Below are 21,150 nucleotides of genomic sequence, written 5' to 3'. Positions count from 1 at the left end.
CGACTACAGCGAGTTTCGGTTGCTTACCGTGTATTCCAGTCGGGAACCTCACGCTCGATGAACTCCCCATACCCCGGTTCTCCGACGACTTCCCCGTCTTCCGCGACGACTTCACCTCGGACGAGGGTTTTCTTCACGCGACCGGTGACCGTTCGCCCTTCGTAAATCGAGAATTCGGCTTTGCTTACGTTGTCGTCGGCCGTGATGGTATACGTTTCATCCGGATCCATGAGAACGATATCCGCGTCCGCCCCCGTTTCCAGCGTTCCCTTCTGGGGGATGCCAAACGTGTCAGCAGGGTTCGTGGCCATCACTTGCACGACAAACGACGGTGTGAAACCCCTGCGATTCACGGCTTCATCGTAAAACACCGGTAAGCTGACTTGGAGGGCGTTCGCCCCAAACGCACTGTCCCACCAGTTTTCGACTTGTTTCTGGTCGAGTCGATATCCACAGTGGTCGGTCGAAACGACGCTCAGACAGCCGTTGTGAAGGTGTTCGAACATCGCCTCGATGTCGTCCGGCTTTCGAATCGGCGGTGCAATCATCGGCAGGTTACCCATTTCTTCGAAGATCGAATCGTCGAGTGTACAGTAGTGGGTACAGGTTTCGGCACGAATCATGCTGCCGTCGTCTTGGAAGTACTCGAGAATATCGGCTGCTTTCCGGCACGTCGTGTGTATCCCATAGTACTTCATTCCCGCTTCGAGTGCCATCCGAGCGGCATCTTCTGCCGCCATGGCTTCCGCATAATCCGGCCGTGATTTCGGATACCATTCGGGGTCTCCTTTGCCTTCTTCTTTGAATTGCTCGGTCAATGAGTCACAAATCGACGGGTCCTCCGTATGAAACACACCGACGGCATCCTCTTCGGCGATGTGCTGTATTGCTCTATTCATGAATCCGTTCGAAAGGCCGTGCTCATACGCGGTGAACATCTTGAACGATGTCACACCAGCATCGATTACGTCGGGGATTTCGTCGAAAACGGCAGGATCCTCCCGCGTGATTGCGCCGTGAAGACTGTAATCGATCACCGCATCCTCCCCTTTCTCCTGCTTTCGCCTGACACCGTCCAACAGCGTCCCATCTTCGTCCCAAATACTCAGCTCACCGTCCCATGCCTGCCATGCAAAGTCGATATAGGACGTCGTCCCACCGACAGCAGCAGCACCGGTCGCGGATTCGTAGCTATCGATGGAGAACATATCGTCGATGTGTACGTGTGGATCGATCGCGCCGGGCATAACGAGTAATCCGGATGCATCGATCGTTTCGGATGCCTCAGGTAACGTTTCTTCCGTTCCGATACCGACGATTTTCCCATCGTCGATCGCGATACTCGCATCGGTTTCCCCCGTAGCAGTCACCACGGTTCCACCGCTAATGATGGTTTCAACTACCATGATAGGAAATAACATCCATTAGTAAAAAGTATTATGTTTATAATAGTATGGATAAATAATATTTCCACACATTGTGAACTAGATGTGTGATAAATCGTCAAAATGGCAGAGATATTACGGTTTTACATCTCAAAACTCGGATGATGTCCATCGATCACTGAAGAAGAAATCACTCCATGACTCCTTGTTCCATCGCATCGTCCGATATCGCGAGGGCGCCATCGAGTGCAGCGATCGCATCATCGATCTCGGCGTCCGTGATCGTGAGCGGCGGTGCGATAATGAGCGTGTTGATCATGTTCGCGACGTAGACGCCGTTTTCGTAGGCGTTGCTCGCTACTTCATCGACGACCGTACTCCCCTTGCTGACCTTGTCCTCCCGGGTGCCGAACGGGACGCGTTTTTCCGGATTTTTCGTCAGTTCGATTCCACGGAAAAGTCCCACGCCTCGTGTGTTGCCCACGCTGGGATGATCCTCTGCGAGGTCATCGAGACGCGTTTCCAGATACTCCCCCGCCTCTCGCGCCTGATCGACGAGGCTTTCCGATTGGTAGGTTTCGACGGCCGCAAGCCCTGCAGCTACCGTCGCCGGATGACCGGAATAGGTGTGCCCGTGGCAAAACATGTTGTCTTCGAAGTGCTCTGCGATTTCGCTGTTGACGATAGTGGCACCGAGTGGTTGATACGCCCCGGTCAGCCCCTTCGCCATCGTCATTATGTCGGGCTCGACGTCGAAAACGTCACAACCAAACCACTCGCCGGTTCGGCCGAATCCGGACATCACTTCATCACAAATCAAGAGGGCGCCGTGCTCGTGTGCGATTTCCTTGAGTCTGGGGAGATACTCATCAGGTGGTACGAGAATACCGTTCGAACCAACGATCGGTTCGACCAATACTGCTGCAACCGTGTCACCCTCCAATTTCAGCATCTCTTCGATATATTCGAGACTCTGCATCGGATCCAACGTCGACCCGTAGGCGTACGGATCGGGGGCTTTGATCGTCCCCGGTATCCCGGGCTCTGCTGCGAGCCGACGAGGATCTCCTGTAACGCTGATGGACCCGTAGGTTGCTCCGTGATAGGATCGATATCGGGAGATGATCTTTTGTTTTCCAGTGTAAAATCTCGCGATTTTAATCGCGGCCTCCACCGCTTCTGTACCACTCGTCGAGAAGAACGTCTTCGAAAGGTCTCCAGGTGTAACCTCAGCTAATTTCCTTCCGAGTTTTGCACGTGCTTCCGTAGTAAAACCGGGGGCGACATAGGCAGTTTCGTTGATTTGCTCGGTGACAGCGTCCGTAACTCGTTCGGCAGAATGGCCGAGATTCGAACACATGAGTTGTCCCGAAAAGTCGATGTATTCGTTCCCACTTGCGTCGGTGAAGGTGACGCCGTCGGTGTCTACTACCTGTGTCGGACTCACTTCACTTTGAAACGACCATGTGCCAAAGACGTACTCTTTGTCGATTCGTTCGGTTTCGTTTAGTGCAGTATCGGGTTCACTTTCTTGACCGGACATTGGTGTATTCTCTCTACTCTTCAGGAGTTGATTAATCTTTGGTGAATCTTCGATATAGTAGAATAATGTCCTCACATGCACCTTGATTCAGAACAACGTCCGTATATTTATCTACACGTTGGATTTGGTGAGAAAGCGTTATGAGGCGGGGAGACAAATGCACACATGACTCATGACGATGGAAGTTCCGATCGACATCGATTCCGTACAGAATTACATCGATGGAGAATGGCAAGCCCCGAGCGGTACCGACGGTCAAGAGATAGTAAATCCTGCGACGGAAGAGACGATAGCGCACGCGAACTTCAGTGCCACTTCCGATGTCGACGCGGCAGTGCAGGCCGGATATGAAGCGTTCGAGGAGTGGCGGGAGGTCCCGGTCGAAGAACGTATCCAACCCCTGTTTCGTTTGAAGCAATTGCTCGAAGATCATCAAGACGAAATCGCGGAGTTGCTGGTCAAAGAGCACGGAAAAACGTTTCAGGAAGCGAAAGGAGAGCTTCGCCGAGGTATCGAAAACGTGGAAGTCGCCTGCGGAATTCCGTCGCTCATGCAAGCGGGTCACCTTCCAAACGCAGCCCCTGAGATCGACGAAACCGCCGTCCGAAAACCACTCGGGGTGTTTACTGCAATCACGCCGTTCAATTTCCCGGGAATGATTCCGCTCTGGTTCCTTCCCTACGCGGTCGCTACTGGTAACGCGTTTATTCTCAAACCCAGCGAGCGCGACCCGCTAACCGCCCAGTACTTGTTCGCACTCGTCGAAAAAGCGGGATTCCCCGACGGGATATTGCAACTCGTGAACGGGGGCAAGGAGACGGTCAATACGTTGGTGAAACACGACGATATCGAAGGGGTATCTTTCGTCGGAAGTACTCCGGTGGCCAAACACGTCTATGAGACGGCTGCCGCCAATGGAAAACGGGTTCAAGCGCAGGGTGGTGCGAAAAACCACATCGTTGTCGCCGAATCGGCAAACCTCGATTTCGCCGCCGAACAGACCATCGGATCCGCTTTCGCGAACACCGGCCAACGGTGTCTTGCCAACCCGGTCGCTGTAGTCGTCGACGAGGTGTACGACGACTTCGCCGATCGAGTGGTCGAAACCGCAACGAACATGACCGTCGCAAACGGGTTAGCTGACGACTCCGAAATGGGGCCACTCATCACGTCGGAACAGCAAGAGCGGGTCGAAGGATACATTCGAGAAGGCATTGAGGACGGCGCAAACCTCCTCTTGGATGGCCGGGAACTCGAAACACCAGATACCGGGAATTTCCTTCGACCGACGATCTTCGGCGATGCCGACCCGGAGATGAGCATCGCCCGTGAGGAGATCTTCGGACCTGTCCTCGCGCTCATCCGCGCTGACGATTTCGAGGATGCCCTCGGTATCGTGAATCGAAGTCGGTTTGGTAACGCTGCTAGCCTCTTTACCGAACGAGGAAGCGATGCTCGAAAGTTCCGCCATACGGTCGACGCTGGCAATCTCGGTGTGAACACCGGGACGGCCGCTCCGATGGCATTCTTCCACTTCGGCGGCTGGAAGGATTCCTTCTTCGGTGACCTCCACGCCCAGGGTGAAGACATGATCCATTTCTACACCGATAAGGCGATCTACATCGAGCGATGGCCTGACGCATAACACCGCATCCTCCGCGGTCTTCCGTCAATTCTCAGAAGATGTCCCATCGCCCGGTTGCTATCGTGATGCGTTGAAATCAGCGGCGGAGAGGGAATCATCAAAAGTTCGGGCGGCCGCTGCTCATCAAAACGCCTCCATCGCGACATCACTTCCGCGGGGATTCCACGCAGTTCCGAGACACAGTCGGGGTCCGATTCCCAACGAGGGGTTACATCCTTCGGTCCGCGTATGTACGGTGATCCAGTTCGAACGAAACCCGGTAATGGCGTCGTCGTTCTTCCTTTACGCACTAATCGTCGGAAGCGGCGTACTCCCGCGGTGGGCCGCTTCCCTGGTCTGGAAGGGCATAATAGCCGACCAGTAACACCAATGCGGCCGACCCCACGCCGACGAACGTCGCAGGGATACCAAACCCGCCGCCGAAGAAAGTTGCGGCGAGACCCAAGACGGTCCCGACGACGATCGAGGCGAGTACAGCCAATCCGTTGATACCCGAAAGGTAGAGAGCTGTATAAACCGGGATGAGGAAGGCACTCGTCAGAAGGATCGCACGGAGGTTGTAAAGACCGATGATGGTGTCTGGGGGATTGACGGCCGCCGCCGTCGCAGTTATTCCGAAGAGAACGGTCGCGATCCGTGAAATGCGGAGCTGTGATTCATCCGACGCGTTCGGTCGAAAGTAGCTGTAGATGTCACGTGCAGTAGTGATTCCCGTCGAGTGAAGCCGTGTGTCCGTCGTGGACAAAATCGCGCTCATAACGGCGAGGATGATGACGACTCCGATCGAGGTCGGAACGTACTCGGTTATCAGCGTCGGGAACGCGTTATCGACGTTATCGATCGACAGTCCGGCGTTCCCTAATGCGACCGTCGTCGCACCACCGAGGACTACGAGAGCGCTGTAGAACACCGACAGAATGACACCGGAAGCTGCGAGGTGGATTTTTGCTGTCCGGACGTCTTTCGTTGCAGCGATACGCACGATCATGTTCTGCTCCGTAAATATCGTGCCGAAAAACGCGACGACGGATGCGACGACTCCGATAACCGTGTATGTTCCTGCCCCGAGAGGGGCGACGTTTGCCGATTTCATGGCGGCGAATTCGGTATTGATGGCGGTGAACCCACCCAGATCGAGCACCATGTACCCGAGCGCGAACAGAACGGCCGCGACCATGATGGTCCCTTGAAGAAGGTCCGTCCATGCCACGCTCACTAGACCTCCGAGGACGGTGTAGGTGATGAAAACGACGCCGATGACCCACACCATATACTCGTACGGAACGCCGGTGATAGTCGTGACGAGGAGACTGGCACCGACGAGTTGCATGATGAGGTATAGCCAGCCATTTGCGAGCAACACTGCTCCTGCGATCGGTCGTGCCGCTTGTCGCCCGGTCAAGTCCGCGATGATGTCCGGCAACGTCAGGTGGTTTAACTGTCGAACACGGCCGACGACAAAGTAAAGACCACTCACACCTAGCATCAATCCTAAAATAGTACCAGTCATGAGCGAGTAGCCGCCGCCATAAACGGCTCCGATAAACCCGATTACGCTAACCGCGCTCACGAAGTTGGCAACAAGCGACCAAGTCGCTAGAGTCGGTCCCATGCTCTGACCCATCACCCAGAAATCCATGACATCGGAGGTCTTCCTGTATCCCCAGAGACCGATCGCGAGAACGATAAGCAAGTACACCACGAACGCACCGAGATAGTACGGATTGACGTCAGCCATCGTTGTGGCCTCCATCAGTTGCACGCGGTTCTGTCGTCGTCTTCCGGACGTTTTCGTTAACCGGTTTCCCTAACAGAACGTGGACGACCGTGTAATGAATTGCCCCAAGGCTCCCGGCTAAAATCGTCGCAACGAACACCAAGAACATCGTTGTCGGCATGCCATACATTGTCATGTTTGACTCTACCACATAGGATACTATTTCCGGATGTAAATCTATCGGTTATCATTGTACAATGTATTATATAAATATATGAATATCGTATATTGTCCTCAAACACGCCGACATATAGGTATAATTTTCCTAGAGAATCCCTCAGCATCTTCAAAATCATCGTCCGTCAGATTCGGTTTTATTCCGATGCGTGATTTTCCGAGAGGATGTCTTCGGTTGCGCCGAGAAGTGCAGTAAGCCCATCCGCTGCGGATGAAAGTTCGACATGTTCATCGTACGTATGTGCCTGTGCCAAATCACCCGGACCCCAAGTGATCGCTTCAGTATCGGCATCGTTGATGAAGTTACGAACGTCGGTAGACGCGTTTACGCCCCACGATTCCGGAGACACGTCTGCAACCCGTGCGGAGTGTTTCCGGAATACAGCTGCAAGTACGCTATCCTCGTCTATTGCAGCTGACTCGTATGTCCGCGTCCGGTTCCAGGAGATCGTAACATCGTGTTCGTCCTCGACATCCTCCACGAGTGCATCGATTTCCGAGTCGATTTCCTCGACGCTTTCATCCGGTAGAAAGCGACGGTCGATAGTTATCTTTGCTTCTTCAGGGACGACGTTCTCTTTCGTTCCTGCTTCGAACATCGTGACTGTCGAATACGCTTGCCCAACCAGTCGATCACTTCGCTCTCTTACCTCAGTGTCGTACTCATCGAGCGCGTCCAACACGGGTTTTGCATACCGAATCGCGTTCGTTCCCTGATCGGGTCGACTCGCGTGTGATGGGTCGCCAGTAACGACGATTTCGTACCATGCCAGACCCTTTTCGCTCGTTGCAGTGCGCAACCGAGTCGGCTCGAGAACGACACCATAATCCCCGTCGTACCCGCTCTCGAGTAGAGTCTTCGTCCCCGGTTCAGCCGTTTCTTCACCGATCGCAGCGTGAAAAACGAGCGAGCCTGGAAGTTCTCCGGCTTCGATATCGTCTGCAAAGTGAGCTACCGTCAACATCCCTATCGCAACGCCGGTCTTCATGTCGACGCTACCACGACCATAGAGACGTCCGTCCGCTTCATCACCGGCATACGGGTCGTGCGTCCATTGATCTCTGTCCCCTGCTGGTACGACGTCGATATGACCGTTTAACACGAGTGTCGGTCCACCGCTCCCGACCTTGACACCGACTTGGGGTCGGTCAGGATATGGTTCATCGATTACGTCGGCCTCGATACCTCGTTCTCCGAACCAGTTGGCGATATACTCCGTACACGCTTTTTCGTTCCCAGGCGGATTTTCCGTCTCGATACGGACGAGGTCGCCAATTACGGTCGTCAGTTCTTCTACTTGTTCCGTGTTGCCCATGTACACACGTACTTTTCGCTCTCCAAAAATTTTGTGATTAAATGAATTATATCCACATCATTGCAGATGCTGTGAATTATTTTTTAGAATTGGAATTTCAGTCAGATATTATGCTGTATGCTTTGGGTGCGCTCTTGAGTCACTACTCCGGATCACGCCCCAGGTAGCGTCCCGCTCCCATCTGCACTGATGTCGATCGCCACGTTCTTGGTTTGAAGATACGAATCTAGCGCTTCCAAGCCCTTCTCCCGACCAATGCCGCTGGATTTGTAGCCACCGAACGGCGTCTGTGTCGTATCTCCAAACCATTTATTCACGTAGACGTTACCCGCCTCGAGGTACCGTGCGAGACGGTGGGCCCGAGTAATATCGTTCGTGAATATCCCTGCTGTCAGCCCATACTTCGTATCGTTAGCTATCGATAGTGCCGCTTTTTCATCACGAAAGGAGATCACAGAGAGTACTGGGCCAAATATTTCCTCCTGAGCGATCCGCATCTCGTTTTGCACATCGGTGAAGATCGTCGGTTCGACAAAGTAGCCCGGTCTGTCGGGTACGTTTCCGCCGGTTATCGGCTTTGCACCCGCTTCCTTTCCGACTGCAATGTATTCCAGTACCCGATCCCTGTGTTCAGCAGACGCCAGTGGACCCATGTCGGGGTCGGCATTTCCCGGGCCGATTTCATACTCATCGACTATCGATACGATTCGGTCGACCAATCGATCGTGGATATCTTCGTGAACGAGGAGACGATCGGCTGCTGAACAGACCTGCCCAGCGTTCGTGAAAATGGCAGTAGCGATGCTTTCGGCGGTCTGGTCGAGGGGTGCATCGGGGAAGACTACTGCTGGATTTTTCCCGCCAAGTTCGAGTGTTACCGGCGTGACGGTGTCCGCTGCATGCTGCATGATCGATTGGCCTGTCGCGACGCTCCCTGTGAAGGTGATCGTATCGATATCGGGATGGGACACGAGCGGTTGTCCAGCCGATTCACCAGTTCCGGTTACGACGTTGACGGCACCATCTGGTAGACCGGCTTCAGAACAGAGTTCGGCAAGCTTGAGAGTCGATAGTGTCGTCTGTGGGGCCGGTTTGACGACGACCGTGTTACCGGCGACCAACGCCGGTGCGACACCCCGAGCAAACAGGTTTCCGGGGAAATTCCATGGCGTGACTTGTGCACTCACCCCGTACGGTTCACGGAATGTATAATCGACTTGATCCGACCCAACCGGAACACTTCGTCCCTCGAGCTTATCAGCAACCCCGGAATAGTATTCGAAATATCGCCACGCACCGCGTATATCGCTGCGTGCCTGGGACATCGGTTTGCCCTGATCTTTGCACTCGATTGCCGCTAGCTCGTCAGCAGAGTCACGGATCCGTCTACCGATGCGATGAACGATCCGACCACGTTTTTCCGGGGAGACATCTCGCCACGATTCGAAAGCAGTACGAGCAGTTGTAACTGCCTGATCGACGTCTCGTGAGTCGGCTATCGCGATTTCTGCAAACGAATTCCCCGTCGCAGGGTCGTATGTCGGGAGATAGTCGTCCGTAGACGGGGGCACTTGTTCCCCACTGATGAAGAGGGAATATCGTTCCTTGAAAGAAATATCTAGTTGAACCATACTCCCTCTGTATTCGCCATAACGATAGTACTTTGGCAATAATACAATAATAAATCATTTAGCAGAACAATATCCGCATATTAAGCACTAATTAGGATAGTAGACGAAATCTGAGGTAGACAAACCGAAGTTTGATAGTAAATGCCACGATACACCATCACATGAGCTTTTCCGAGAAGACGGTGATAGTAACGGGGTCGGGTTCCGGGATGGGCCAAGCCATCGCGGAGAGATTCGCGTCCAAAGGGGCAGCGGTCGTGTGTGCGGATATCGATATCGATGCTGCTACCCAAACTGCTGAGAAAATCGAACGCGACGACGGGACTGCTCTAGCACTCGAAGTCGATGTCTCGTCCGAAGACGACGTGAAGACGATGATCGAGCGAACGGTGGCGGAGTTCGAGACGCTCGATGTGTTGCACAACAATGCAGGCATCCCTCAGCAGGCGACCCTGATCGAGGACGTCTCCGAGACGGAATGGGACCGGATTATCTCCGTCAACCTAAAAAGCGCCTTTCTCGGGGTGAAATACGCTGTCCCATATCTTCGCGACGGCGGTGGTGTTGTTCTCAACACTGCATCTACGGCAGCGATTCGACCACGAACCGGACTTTCGGCATACGTCGCATCGAAAGGCGGGATGGTCGCACTAACAAAGCAACTTGCCTATGAACTCGCACCATCCATCCGTGTAAATGCTATCTGTCCCGTAGCGACGGAGACACCGATGTTGTCGAAGTTTGCGGGCGAAGATCTTAGCGTAGCCGAGATGCAACAGACGATTCCACTCGGACGCCTCGCCGAACCGACGGATATCGCCGCGGCGGCTACCTTCCTCGCGAGCGATGACGCCGAAATGATAACGGGAACCGCCCTCGAGGTCGACGGTGGGAGGGATATCTGATGGCGACGAAGCGAGCTATTTACGATGAGGTCGATACTCGACGCGATGAGATCGTTTCCCTCCTCTCTTCGCTTCTTGAAATTCGAACAGAAAATCCCCCAGGTAGGAATTATCGAAACGGTGCCATCTTTCTCGAGAGGGTGCTTTCGAAACGGGGATACGACGTCGAATTGATCGACGTTCCCGAAGATGTCGTAGAACATCACTATCCGGAGCGATCCCACTTGGAGCGAGTCAATGTGCTCGGTGAGAAAGCGTTCGGTGATGGGCCGAACATCCACTACACCGGCCACTATGATGTCGTTCCTGCAGGAGAAGATTGGACCCGAGACCCGTTCGACCCGACACTAGAAGGCGACCGGATTTATGCACGCGGTGCCAGCGATATGAAATCCGGTATCGTCGCCAGTCTAGTTGCGATCGACGTATTGGAGGCCGTCAATGCTGAATTGGAAGGGTCAGTCACACAAAGCATGACGGTCGACGAGGAAACGGGTGGGTTTACTGGCCTTGGCTATCTCGCACAGGAAGGTCACCTCGATGACACCGATTATTGTGTTTACACCGAATGTTTCGACTCCTCCCGGGTTTGTCTTGGTCATCGTGGGGTACTGAAGTTCAAGGTCGTGACACGAGGACGAAAGGCACACGGCTGTATGGCCCACGATGGGATCAACGCTATTTCGACGATGAATGACTTCTTGACACGCATCGAGAAGTATCGGACCAGGCTGCATCAACGGACAACTGAACTTCCGGTCACGCCGAGCGAATCTCGACGAGCGGATATCTCGGTGACGATGATGGACGCAGGCTACTCCGAGAATGTGGTCCCAGATCGCTGTACAGCGACGTTCTATCGGATGCTCGTTCCAACCGAATCGGTCGCGGATGTGCGAAACGAGATTCGGGAATTGATACGGAAAACGGAGGGCAACACGGACGCCTCGCTTGACTATGAGGAGATCATGTTTGCGGAACCAACGAGCGTTTCCCAAGACTGTCAGATAAGCCAAGCGTTTGCACGGAATATCGAGTCGTTTTACGGGAGTTCCGAATTCGTCATCTCCCCTGGGTCCGACGATCAACGCTTTGTCGTCAACGACGCAGGCATCGATCAATGCATCGTGTATGGCCCTGGGCGTCTAGAACAGGCTCACGTCGAGGACGAATTCGTATCCGTTGAAGACATACTCACTGCGATCAAAGTGATGGCAGTTTCGACTGCACAGCTCATCGGCAATCTGGACGAATAGTGCCGTAGTCGCGCTCCATCAGATGCCACTCAACACAGTTGAACAATATTCTGTGGATGCCAAGTGAATTAGAAGCATTTACCAAAAAACGTGCTTTACATATATGTTCGGGCGTGAAACTAGCATAATGACGAAGGGATATTCAGCGAGTGACGATTTCGATGAGGTCGATCTGAAACTGCTTACTTTTATCGAAGATGACTTTGACGTTAGTTTAGACGTGATATCAGACGAATTAGATCTTTCGAAATCAGCAGTCCATTATCGGCTCAACAAAATGAAAGAAAGTGGCGTGATCAAAGGTATCACCGCCGACTTGAATCCAGCGCCTTTCGAACTGGATATGGTGGCGATCACCGAGGTATCCGTCACCCACGAGAAAGGATATTCGACCGATATTGGGAACAAACTCGCAGATATTACGGGTGTAGAACAAGTATACTATACGATGGGTGATGTCGACTTCATGGTTCTCACCCGTGTCCAGGATCGAAATCGGATGAACGAAGTCATCGATCAAATGGTTGCCATCGATGGCGTTAACGAAACGTCCTCTCGATTCGTCATGGATGAAGTGAAAAACAATCCGAAATTCATGGATAACTTCTCTCAAGAGTGATCCATCGGAGCCGACCGTCGTTTTTTCAGACACGGATGGTTTCGGCGTCGGTCTCTTCGACGGGTCCCGCTTGTCGGGCGAGTTTTCATGACTCGGAGTGTGAGTTCATTAGCGGACTGTCTTGTTCTTTAGTCATTACTGGTTAGTATTGTATACTAACACACGGTCGCCCCATTAGGCTCGCATCCAGTGCACCGTTAGTGATAAGAAGCGTGCGAGGATGAATTCTTGCGAGCGTATTCAGTTTCACTTCCACTCCGGTTGGCTGAAGACTTTATTAATTGGGTCCTATGAATAGAATGCAGTTAGCGTATCCAGTAGACGGTGTGGGTCTGTGCCATTCCCAACCCATCCTTCCACGCCGTGTGCTCATTTCCCTTGTCACGATATCTTGGATAGTGCCGCGAACTATCCTTGTCCGAGGGGTTTACTTGTCTGAGATTCGAATTTGATAGTACGAATGGTTTCAGATGGTGAATCGCCACTCACGCCACTTGCCCAAGAAGCACTCGAAGCACTCGCGAGCGCTGTTCCAGCCGATGGAGAACTTACCTACGAATATGCCTATGAAGTCTTAGCCCAAGAGGAAGATCTGAATCAGCCTGCCGCTGAGGATATCGTCGAACAGCTGTACAACAAGGGTCATCTGTATGAGGTTCAGGGCAAGCTCCGATTGACTGACTACGTAGCTGATCAGTAACGATCGTCTCACTGATGAGATCGCACGGATTTAGTTACCGCTTTTCAAGTCCCTATGCAGGTAAGAATGTGGCGGGGCAAAAACGGATCAAGAGTGATGGCGTCAGATCCGGAACGTATCAGAGCGGCCTCGCCACATGCTAGACATTAGCATCCATCATTAAATGCTTTGTGGCGGGTGAAAAACAAACAGTTTTTACGACGAAATTTAATCCGAGAACAGGACTGAGTGTGTTCGATCGCCCTCTTTGCAGTGAGTAGGCCAGTGAGCCTGCCGCCGTAGTCCTCGAGGAAGGACAACTTGGGGCCTGAAATTAACGACGGTTGTAGAGTGTTTACGTTGGAAAGGGTTACCAATTTAGCCGAACCCCCTCCCCCCGTTATCGAAGTGTAAACTCACGAACGGTGGGACGATGAAATCGCGAGGAGATCGATTATTCGGACATATCGACAGTAGATGGGTCGTTGACGCCAATAATCAGCATATTGGCTATTGGACTATTACAACCGAAATCTATAAACCGATAGTCATCAAACAAGATCCGTAAACCAAGTTGATATCCGATGAGATGAAATTCTTGGTAGGGATATACCGATATCTCTCGATTGCAGCCAGTCCGAACGCGATTTACACTTCGACAAAGGGGTGTGGGTGGTATCGACCACCGTTGTTTCTTACGTAGATCGTCCCATCCCCTGAACGCGAATCCGTCGTCTGCCGCGGAGTAAGTCACCAACAGCATTGACTCGCCTTTATCGAGAGCGAGCAGAAACCCCTCCGCGATCAGCTCGAACGAGGTCGTAACACCAACACCGCTCCTCGCGATTTTCTGTACTATCCGGCCCGAGAATTTGCTGTTACACTTCGATGACGGGGTGAGTGGTTAGATGTGTCTCGTGTATCCTTACAAATACCGTTGAAAGCAAGAACACAATGTATCACAACTAACTCACAAGCACGATATTACACTTCGACAAGGGGGTAACGGATGGGTAAAAAGTCAACGCATGCTGTCGGTTTCCGCCTTCAGTTACACTTCGATGACGGGGTTATCCGACGTCCCCCTATGAGCAAGTTTCTTCGGGAAGTAGACTCACTGAAACGCATCGTCGGTGACAACATATCCGTAGTCCTTCAAGTGTAGACCCTCAGGCATTGAAACCGTACTTGAGACGGTATCTACCGGAATAATACACTTCGATGACGCGGTTGGCAGGTTATCCCGGGAGAAGGGTTGTTTTGCCTCGAATAGCTGTTCGTTACACTTCGATAAGAGGGTAGTAAGACTGTTGTATCGACGATTGGTCCGTTGATTTTGAGATAATCGTGTTCTCTTCTCGGAGACAAACCGTCCGATACACTTCGAAGACGGGGTAGATACGGAGAGAATACACTGGTGCCGTCGTCGAAAAGCATGAATCGTTTCACTTCGATACAGGGGTGTCAAACTGTCCGCAGTCTGGCGATTACGAACTCTTAAACTTCTGCATTTTCGTTTGTGCGATTGTCTTGAGATGATCCGTCTCATCGGCAATCGCCGTGAGCCGAGAATCCTCTGCCAGGAGGTCGAGTATAGGGCGGGGATTATCCGAGAAGGAAAATTCCATATGCATTCCCTGACCACGGCCACGGCTCTTGCGTTCGGCGTCAACGATTCCGTACGTGTTGAGCTCTTTCACGTATTTGATATAGGTTTCACGCGTCATCTGATCGGCGTCTAGCAGTTCAGTGATCCACTTGTAGACTTGATAGCCAACTGGACTCGGGACTGCTGTACTGGTATGGGACGTGTGTACGGCCACGGCTGCAGTCGCGTAGAGTGATATTTTCTTTTGTGTGGAAAGTCCCTCGATCTGAGTCAGCATACGGTCTTTATCGACTTCGTCTTGCGAGTCTCGGACATGGGATTCTGTGACCATGTCATCGTTTTGCCGGTCGGCGAGGTCGCCAGCTTTCCGGAAGAGGTCGATCCCTTTGCGGGCGTCGCCGTGGCTTTGGGCCGCGAAGGCCGCGACCAATGGAATCACATCATCACTGAGGGCCCCGTCTCGAAAGGCGTCACGACGATGGTCGAGGATTTCACGGAGTTGATTCGCGTCATAGTCGGAAAAGGGGATGTCCTCGGGATTGAACGAGCTTTCGGACCGCCCATCGACGTTCTCCATGAACTTTGGATCGTTCGTCAGGGCCGCGACGGAGACAGTACCGTGAATAGTGTCCGTCTTCCCTGCTCGCGACAGCTGATAGAGCAATTTCGAGTATGCGGGCTCGTCTTCTCGGCCGACGAGGAGATCGATTTCATCGAGAATGAAGATAACCGAGTCGTAGTAGGTGTTGATCAAGTCATAGAGACGTTCGTACTTTTGTTCGGTAGAGACGCCTGTCGCTGGGACACCCGTATCGACGCCTACGTCTTTTGCGACCGTCTCGACGAGTTTGTAGACTGCTCGGTCGAGGGTCGTGATCGGTTGACAGTTGAGGCTGATGACACCGAAGTTGATGTCCTGTGATTCACAGAGTTCGACGATTTGTCCGCAGACAGCATTGACAATCAGTGATTTTCCCGTACCGGATGGACCGTAGAGGAGCATGTTCGGTGGCCGCTCATCGCGGAGCGCAGGTTTGAGATAGGCGACGACGGCTTGAAGTTGATCGTCTCGGCCAACGATGCGCTCTTCGTCGATGATAGTGTCCGGCTCGACGAGGTTCCGGTTTACGAAGACCGATTTACCGGAATCTTCTTCGAGGAGTTGACGAATCGTCTTTTGATCGGAATCATCGTCCCTTGGAGCGTCTACTGCAGGGTCCACGGCGGTATCTGAAAGAGCGTCATCAGATGTTTCCGTGTTACGGTTTGGCATATACACAATCAGTAGAACTGTAGATAAAAAACTACCCATATCGAAGTCTATGAACTCGAATACCCGGACGTAACTATCTCTACTGTGCGAATGATGGGTAAAGATGTGAACCATAACCGAAGTCTAAGGACCTGCGATCTCTCTCTGACTTCAGCCTCTGACTTCAAGAGGCACACAGCGGTACTCAGACCCGTTCACGCCGAACTGCCCGTTAGTATACTATACCAACTATGACTTCTAATTCGTTGAGTCACGTTACATCCTCCTGACTCAGTGGGCGAGGATTCCGATCCTCATTTTGAGCGTTGAGTTACTAGGGTTCACAACACTCCTGTTCGGTCGGTGCACGACGTCCCGTAGCGTTGCTGGCAGATGAACTGCTGGCCAATATCAAATCCGATTTCGGAACTCAGCGTTTCCGCAGCTCACCAAGGGCGATAAGCACATATAGTAACCCGACCAGGAGAGTCCCGAGATATACCCATGGTTTCCACTTACACTTTGAGGCGTCTGTGTACGCGAGTTTGGCACCGTAGCTGACGTACTCATGTGGGTACATCAGTGCAAGAATCCCGATGATACCGAGGAATCGCTTGAACGCCGAATATGAGGCATCGCTTCGCCACATCAGGATCAAAAGAGCGAGTCCTTCAACTCGAGTACCGGGAACGACCCACAACTTCAATTCGCAATCGCCAGGATTGTCGAGTGCGACGTGCTCGGCGCGGTCGATGAGTGCCTCCGGAGTGAGGAGTTCGATGACGCCGATCAACGAGAGAACCTCTCGGAGCATTTCCCTTTCCAGTTAGACTCTCAACACTATGAACCCCTTCGTTAGAGACCGCCTATGAACGACGTTGAAGGGATTCGGCTACTTTTGACGGCTGTCGATGACATCATCACGATGACGATGGCACGCAGCATAGTGTTGCGATGTTCCATACTCTGTTGGTACTTCGTAGGCTGGAAGCTCCTGTGCACAAATACTCTGCTCGGCGAAGGAGTTGACGAGCAGTTCGGACGCTTGGTCCCAGTTTTCGTTTACGACGTGACCGATCGCATTGTCAACAATATTCCCTGACTCGCCACTCGGTTTCGCGTCGTCGAAAAACCGGGATTCGAGATCAGCCTTAGTTGTGGGTTCGAGCGTTCGACGCTCGACAGCTCGGAGGAAACGACGCGTATTTGTCCATTCCTCGGCCGAAAATTCGTATTCGGCGGGTGCGATGAGTTTCGGACACCGCGTTCTGAACCGACAGCCACTTGGCGGGTCGATTGGACTCGGAACGTCGCCTTCGAGAACGCCACGCGTTCCCGCTTCACGCGGATCAGGTACCGGGATGGATTCCAACAGTGCCTGCGTGTAGGGGTGCTGTGGGTTCTCGAAGAGCTCTTCTTTGTCCGCCAGCTCTACCAACTGTCCGAGGTACATTACCGCCACGCGGTCGGAAATGTGGCGAATGACGGAAAGGTCGTGCGCGATGAAGAGGTATGTTAGCCCGAATTCCTCCTGTAGGTTTTTCATCGTGTTCAGCACCTGTGCTTGGATCGAAACGTCCAATGCCGTCACCGGTTCGTCACAGACGATGAAATCCGGGTTCACACTCAGAGCACGAGCGAGGTTCACACGCTGGCGCTGGCCACCCGAGAAAGCGTGCGGGTGACGGTTGTAATGTTGTGGGTCGAGCCCGACTTTTTCGAGTAGCTCGCGCGCCCGTTCTTCACGTTCATCCGCATCATACATCCCGTGAGCCTTCATCGGCTCTTCGACGATTGGGCCGACCTTCATCCGCGGATCGAGCGACGACTGCGGATCTTGGAAAATCATCTGCATGTCTTTCCGTTGAGCACGCAGCTGTTCCCCGCCCAGCGCAGTCACGTTCTCTCCTTTAAAGTAGACCGCGCCGTCGGTCGGTTCGATGAGGCGGAGGATAGACCGGGCGAGCGTGCTTTTCCCACACCCTGATTCACCAACTAACCCCAGCGTTTCCCCCTTGCGGATCGAGAACGAAACGTCTTCGACGGCACGTACCCTCTGTTCGTCGCCGAACAGCCCGGATAGAAACCCACCGCCATCCGAGAAATGTTTCGTGAGTCCTTCCACTTTGACCAGTGGTTCACTCGGTGCTGCTTCGTTCTCCACTTGTCTATCCGTTGTTACTGTGTTGTTCATATCAATCGTCTCCTCTGGTTGACTCAGTTACGATGTCGCCGGTGATTCCTTCCTTCGCACGAACATCGATCGGATCGCTGAAATCGTAGCCGACATCGAACTCGTCGTGCTTCACACAGGCTGCTTTGTGAGAGTTTTCACCTGCCTCCGTGACCTCACGGCAGTCGGGATGTACCTCCTGACATACTTCTCGGGCATCGGGACACCGCGTGTGGAAGCGACACCCATGCGGCGGGTTAATCGCTTCGGGCATCACGCCACGAATCGGGGTTAGTTCGTGCACGGTCTGGTCGGGGCGCGGCATCGAATCCAAAAGCGCCTGCGTATAGGGGTGTTTCGTATCGTAGAACAGGTCGTCTACCGTCGCCTGTTCCACGATTTCGCCGAGATACATCACGTTGACACGGTCACAGAGCTCGGCGACGACCCCCATGTCGTGGGTCACCCAGATAAAACTCGTATCGTATTTGTCCTGCAGATCGTTCACCAACGAAAGGATTTGACCCTCGACGGTCACGTCCAGCGCCGTCGTGGGTTCGTCCGCGATGATGAGGCTCGGTTCGCAGGCCAACGCCATGGCGATGAGCACACGCTGGCGCATCCCACCGGAGAATTGGTGGGGGTAGTTGTCGTAGCGTGCTTCGGGTTCTGGAATCCCGACCTCGCGAAGCATGTGCACCGCTTCTTCCTTTGCCTCCTTTTTCGAGAGGCCGCGATTGATTTCGATGAACTCCCGAAGCTGATTGCCGACCGTGAACACGGGATTCAGGCTCTCCATCGGATCCTGGAAGATGATGGCGATCTCCTTGCCACGAATCCGCCGTCGCATCTCCTCGTTCGACAGCATCTCGTCGCGCGTCTCCAATTCGCCGTCCGGCCCTTCTTCGACGCCGAACAGCAGTTCATCCTTGAAGCGGACTTCGCCCCCGACGATTTCGCCGGGATGATCGATGAGGCGGAGAATGCTCTGGGCGGCGACGCTCTTTCCGGCCCCGCTTTCGCCCACGAGGCCGACGATTTCGCCTTTTTTCACGTCGAAGGAGATACCATCGACTGCGCGAACGACGCCCTCCTCGGTGAAAAACTGTGTCTTCAGGTCCTTGACTTGCAATAATGTGTCTGTCATTATCTTCTGATTAGTTGTTTATTCGTGGGTCGAGCGCGTCTCGCAGGCCGTCCCCGAGCAGGTTGAACCCTATCACGGTGATGAGAATGGCGAGGCCGGGCCACAGGCTGAACCACGGGTCGGGAAGCATGTAGCCACGCGATTGGCTCAGCATCTGGCCCCACGATGGCGTCGGCGGTTGTGCGCCGAAGCCGAGGAACGAGAGACCGGCCACGATGAGGATGCTGATGCCGACCTGCAGGGTCGCCTGCACGAGAACGGGTGCGAAGCTGTTCGGGATGACGTGTCGGAGGATGATGTTTCGGTCACGCACTCCCGCGGCACGTGCCGCCTCGATGTACTCTTCCTCACGTACGCTGACCACGCGCGATCGAATCAGCCGGGCGAACACGGGTATCGTCGTGATACCGACGCCGATCATGGCAAAGGTCAAATCGCGGCCGAACGCGGCCATGAACGCGATGACGAGCACGAGGAACGGGATCGCGTAAAGCGTCTCGACGAGGCGCATCAGCGCGTCGTCTATCCACCCGCCGTGATACCCCGCGACGGCGCCGACGAGGGTGCCCGCGATGAGCCCGAAGCCGGTCGAAACGATGCCGACCTGCATAGCGATTCGGGTCCCATAGACGAGTCGGACGAGAATGTCGCGGCCGCGGTGATCGGTTCCAAGCGGATACTTCATCGTCCCGGCCCCAAACGTGTTCTCCATCCCGATCGGTGGGAGGAGAATTTGGGCGTTAGAGGGATCGTTCACGGGATTGTACCAGAACCGACTCGCGATGGCGTAATCGAGCAATTTTGCGTCTATCCACGCGAAGACGGCGATCGCCGCGATAAAACCGATGATATATAGACCGATTCTCGCAGTCGTGTCTCGTCGGATTTGTTCGAGCGTGTATCGCCAGCCGACGCGTGCTTCTATTTTCTCTTCACTCTCCGGGTGATCGCTTTGATTCTGTTTCCGGACTGATTCTGCAGTAGCTTCACTTGTTCCCATTGTTAGTTCACCTCATCGTAGGTCACGCGGGGATCGATGTACGCATACGAAAGGTCTGTGAGCACGACACCGATGACGAACGTCAGGCCGAAGAAAATCGTCGTTCCCATGACCAGCGGATAATCCTGATTGTTGATCGCCGTAATGATGAGCCGTCCCATCCCATTGATGTTGAACACCGTCTCGGTCAACACAGCCCCACCGAGCGCGGAAGTAAGTTGGAGTCCAACGACGGTAATGACCGGGAGTTGTGCGTTGCGGAAGGCGTGTTTTCGCAGAATCGTCCGTTCGGTAACACCATAAGCACGTGCTAACTTCACGTACTCTTGCTCAAGAACCTCCAACATCGACGACCGTTCGATTCGGGTAATCGCCGCCATTTGAAGGGTTCCGAGCGAGAGGGTCGGCAAGAGCAGATGGGTGAACGATTCCCAGAGAACATCGGATTGTGATGATGCTCCATCGACTGAACTGGGGTTCGCCCACGGGAGGACCAGTCCCGTCGCTGGAAGTACGTTTAGGTGGTACGCGAAGACGATGATGAGCATCAGGCCAATCCAGAACGACGGCGTACTGACACCTAACAGGGCAACGATACGTGAAATGTGGTCCGTTGGCTGGTTCCGACGCTTCGCGGAGATGATGCCGAGCGGAATGGCCGTCACTAGTGCGAACGTGAAACTAGAGAGCATGAGCAGGAGCGTCACCGGTAGTCGCTCCATGATCTTCGTCACGACGGGTGTCTGGTAGTAGATACTCTGACCGAAGTCCCCCTGAGCGACCGCGGTGAGATAGTTCACGTATCGTACCGGAAGCGGTTGGTTTAATCCGTACTGTGCCCTGATTTCCTCGACTAACTCAGCGCTCGGGGACGGACCGAGCATGATCTGAACGGGGTCCCCCGGAATCGCATTCGTAAGCAGAAATGTTATTGTTACGATACCGATCAGAACCGGGATCGCCTGTAGCAGACGACTAATAGTGTATCGAATTATTCCCATGTATGTTATCGATAATTTTTATTGAAACGGGGGGA

Annotated in this window: 17 protein-coding genes; 5 read left to right on the top strand and 12 right to left on the bottom strand. The window is 53.5% G+C overall.

Annotated elements, in window-relative coordinates:
* Positions 1-23: 23 nt before the first annotated feature.
* Entirely contained in the window at positions 24-1,406 is a 1,383-nt protein-coding gene (locus tag OOF89_RS22480; RefSeq protein WP_266082260.1) for a dihydroorotase, read from the bottom strand.
* Positions 1,407-1,575: 169 nt separating this feature from the next.
* On the bottom strand, positions 1,576-2,928 hold the full coding sequence (locus tag OOF89_RS22475) for an aminotransferase family protein (protein WP_266082258.1): 1,353 nt from the start codon (positions 2,926-2,928) through the stop codon (positions 1,576-1,578).
* Positions 2,929-3,100: 172 nt separating this feature from the next.
* Here OOF89_RS22475 and OOF89_RS22470 point away from each other — a divergent pair, with 172 nt between their 5' ends.
* Positions 3,101-4,573, top strand: coding sequence for a CoA-acylating methylmalonate-semialdehyde dehydrogenase (locus tag OOF89_RS22470; RefSeq protein ID WP_266082256.1), 1,473 nt, complete (start codon positions 3,101-3,103; stop codon positions 4,571-4,573).
* Between the two features lie 289 nt (positions 4,574-4,862).
* Here OOF89_RS22470 and OOF89_RS22465 read toward each other — a convergent pair whose 3' ends face one another.
* The 4 genes from OOF89_RS22465 to OOF89_RS22450 all read right to left on the bottom strand — a co-directional run bounded on the left by OOF89_RS22465 (position 4,863) and on the right by OOF89_RS22450 (position 9,474).
* Positions 4,863-6,311, bottom strand: a complete 1,449-nt coding sequence (locus tag OOF89_RS22465) for a sodium:solute symporter family protein (RefSeq protein WP_266082255.1) — start codon at positions 6,309-6,311, stop codon at positions 4,863-4,865.
* Positions 6,304-6,486, bottom strand: coding sequence for a hypothetical protein (locus OOF89_RS22460; protein WP_266082253.1), 183 nt, complete (start codon positions 6,484-6,486; stop codon positions 6,304-6,306). Before OOF89_RS22460 ends, OOF89_RS22465 begins: the two co-directional genes overlap by 8 nt.
* Before the next feature lie 178 nt (positions 6,487-6,664).
* Positions 6,665-7,843, bottom strand: coding sequence for a M20 family metallopeptidase (locus OOF89_RS22455; protein WP_266082251.1), 1,179 nt, complete (start codon positions 7,841-7,843; stop codon positions 6,665-6,667).
* 152 nt (positions 7,844-7,995) lie between these two features.
* Entirely contained in the window at positions 7,996-9,474 is a 1,479-nt protein-coding gene (locus tag OOF89_RS22450; protein ID WP_266082248.1) for an aldehyde dehydrogenase family protein, read from the bottom strand.
* A 161-nt stretch (positions 9,475-9,635) separates the two neighbouring features.
* On the opposite strand from OOF89_RS22450, the gene OOF89_RS22445 reads away from it, so the two are divergent.
* The 4 genes from OOF89_RS22445 to OOF89_RS22430 all read left to right on the top strand — a co-directional run bounded on the left by OOF89_RS22445 (position 9,636) and on the right by OOF89_RS22430 (position 12,954).
* Positions 9,636-10,379: an SDR family oxidoreductase gene (locus OOF89_RS22445; protein WP_266082246.1), complete on the top strand. Its 744-nt coding sequence runs from the start codon at positions 9,636-9,638 to the stop codon at positions 10,377-10,379.
* The gene (locus tag OOF89_RS22440) at positions 10,379-11,635 is read left to right on the top strand and encodes an ArgE/DapE family deacylase (protein ID WP_266082244.1); all 1,257 of its coding nucleotides are present in this window, start codon (positions 10,379-10,381) and stop codon (positions 11,633-11,635) included. Before OOF89_RS22445 ends, OOF89_RS22440 begins: the two co-directional genes overlap by 1 nt.
* Before the next feature lie 127 nt (positions 11,636-11,762).
* The gene (locus OOF89_RS22435; protein WP_266082242.1) at positions 11,763-12,254 is read left to right on the top strand and encodes an Lrp/AsnC family transcriptional regulator; all 492 of its coding nucleotides are present in this window, start codon (positions 11,763-11,765) and stop codon (positions 12,252-12,254) included.
* Between the two features lie 460 nt (positions 12,255-12,714).
* Positions 12,715-12,954: a hypothetical protein gene (locus OOF89_RS22430; RefSeq protein ID WP_266082240.1), complete on the top strand. Its 240-nt coding sequence runs from the start codon at positions 12,715-12,717 to the stop codon at positions 12,952-12,954.
* Between the two features lie 1,466 nt (positions 12,955-14,420).
* On the opposite strand, the gene OOF89_RS22425 is transcribed toward OOF89_RS22430, so the two are convergent.
* The 6 genes from OOF89_RS22425 to OOF89_RS22400 form a co-directional block, all read right to left on the bottom strand.
* Positions 14,421-15,815 (bottom strand): orc1/cdc6 family replication initiation protein, encoded by a 1,395-nt coding sequence (locus OOF89_RS22425; RefSeq protein WP_266082238.1) that lies wholly within the window; start codon positions 15,813-15,815, stop codon positions 14,421-14,423.
* A 409-nt stretch (positions 15,816-16,224) separates the two neighbouring features.
* Complete coding sequence (locus OOF89_RS22420) at positions 16,225-16,608, bottom strand: hypothetical protein (protein WP_266082236.1); 384 nt, start codon at positions 16,606-16,608, stop codon at positions 16,225-16,227.
* A gap of 78 nt (positions 16,609-16,686) precedes the next feature.
* A complete protein-coding gene (locus OOF89_RS22415; protein ID WP_266082234.1) occupies positions 16,687-17,988 on the bottom strand; it encodes an ABC transporter ATP-binding protein in 1,302 nt (433 codons plus the stop codon).
* A gap of 1 nt (position 17,989) precedes the next feature.
* The gene (locus OOF89_RS22410; protein WP_266082232.1) at positions 17,990-19,114 is read right to left on the bottom strand and encodes an ABC transporter ATP-binding protein; all 1,125 of its coding nucleotides are present in this window, start codon (positions 19,112-19,114) and stop codon (positions 17,990-17,992) included.
* A gap of 10 nt (positions 19,115-19,124) precedes the next feature.
* Positions 19,125-20,114, bottom strand: a complete 990-nt coding sequence (locus tag OOF89_RS22405; protein WP_266082230.1) for an ABC transporter permease — start codon at positions 20,112-20,114, stop codon at positions 19,125-19,127.
* A 2-nt stretch (positions 20,115-20,116) separates the two neighbouring features.
* Positions 20,117-21,115: an ABC transporter permease gene (locus OOF89_RS22400; protein ID WP_266082228.1), complete on the bottom strand. Its 999-nt coding sequence runs from the start codon at positions 21,113-21,115 to the stop codon at positions 20,117-20,119.
* Positions 21,116-21,150: the final 35 nt, after the last annotated feature.

Source organism: Haladaptatus caseinilyticus (genome assembly GCF_026248685.1).
Lineage (GTDB): Archaea > Halobacteriota > Halobacteria > Halobacteriales > Haladaptataceae > Haladaptatus > Haladaptatus caseinilyticus.
Note: the sequence above shows the minus strand (reverse complement) of the source record. Positions and strands in the feature narration are given on the sequence as shown.